This window comes from Carboxylicivirga caseinilyticus, assembly GCF_050589785.1.
In the GTDB taxonomy this organism is placed as follows: Bacteria; Bacteroidota; Bacteroidia; order Bacteroidales; family Marinilabiliaceae; genus Carboxylicivirga; species Carboxylicivirga caseinilyticus.
Genome location: NZ_JBNGOX010000105.1, coordinates 1 through 1,167, shown reverse-complemented (window position 1 = coordinate 1,167; position 1,167 = coordinate 1). Strand labels below are relative to the sequence as shown.

The window sequence follows — 1,167 nt, the reverse complement described above, 5'->3', positions numbered from 1 at the left end:
AAATTGTTTTAAGATATATTGCGGGGTGGAGCAGTTGGTAGCTCGTTGGGCTCATAACCCAAAGGTCGTCCGTTCGAGTCGGGCCCCCGCTACTACAAAGCCTTGGAGATTTTTCTTCAAGGCTTTTTTATTGCATTAACATTTATCACTTCTCATTTTTTAGATATCTCACTGAATATCTGCACCATTGAAAACGCCAATTAAAAGTATTCTTTTCGATTAAGGATTTCGGTAACCATCATCCAAGTTCAGCCGTAGGAGAAGAAATACTTAAACTTTATATTGAAATTATGAAAAAAGTCACAGATCTATTACTTGGACTAACATTAATGAGCCTTCTTTTTATCGGATGTAGTAAAGACGAAGATGGTGATAGCACCCAATCAACTGGCAGCATGACAATTGCCGGAGAAACCTATGACATATCAAATGGTATACTTGAGTATTACGGTTCATGGGGAGCAAGTGGTGCACCATACAACATTGATTTGGTTTTATATTCAGATGGTATTACTATTAAGGAAGTTGACGGCGAAGCAGAGCCTTCGGGTAAAGGAAACTTCTTATATTTTGAAATTCTTACAGATACTGAAGCAACCCTTCCAGAAGGTACATATACATTTTCTGATTCAGAGACTGCAGGAACTTTTGATTTTTCTGATTATGGTATTAATTATGATGTAGCAAATGATGACTCTGACATCTATGATTATATTACGGCAGGCACTATAACTGTATCAAAATCAAACAATATTTACACCATTTCAATTTCCTTAACTGATTCAAGTGACAATACGATTACAGGTTCTTTTAGTGGTACGCTAAAATATTTTGACTATAGCAACTTATCATATTCAGTTACCACAACAACTCTTAAATCTGCAAAAAGTAAAAATGTCTTTTTAAAATAGGATGATTCATTTAGTAATTAAACATCTTATAAAAAAATAGCTTAATATTTTAAGCCTTGGAGATTTTTCTTCAAGGCTTTTTTAATAATTAGACATAGACTTTTCTTCTTTATTAAAAGAATTAGAAGAAAGATTTGCACATTAAAATAAAGACCTCTATATTTGCAGCCGCAATAACAAAGACAACAAATTGTTTTAAGATATATTGCGGGGTGGAGCAGTTGGTAGCTCGTTGGGCTCATAACCCAAAGGTCGT

General features: G+C 34.3%; 1 protein-coding gene and 1 tRNA gene. Both read left to right on the top strand.

Features of this window, described 5'->3' with window-relative positions:
• Positions 1-19: 19 nt before the first annotated feature.
• Positions 20-92, top strand: a tRNA-Met gene (locus tag ACRD62_RS22415).
• A gap of 198 nt (positions 93-290) precedes the next feature.
• Positions 291-911 carry a hypothetical protein gene (locus tag ACRD62_RS22410; RefSeq protein WP_430822314.1) on the top strand — a complete coding sequence of 207 codons (621 nt, stop codon included), beginning with the start codon at positions 291-293 and terminating at the stop codon, positions 909-911.
• The last annotated feature ends 256 nt before the right edge of the window (positions 912-1,167 follow it).

Excerpts from the sequence above, each read along its gene's own strand:
- ACRD62_RS22410 (WP_430822314.1), top strand. The coding sequence starts at position 291 with ATGAAAAAAGTCACAGATCTATTACTTGGACTAACATTAATGAGCCTT.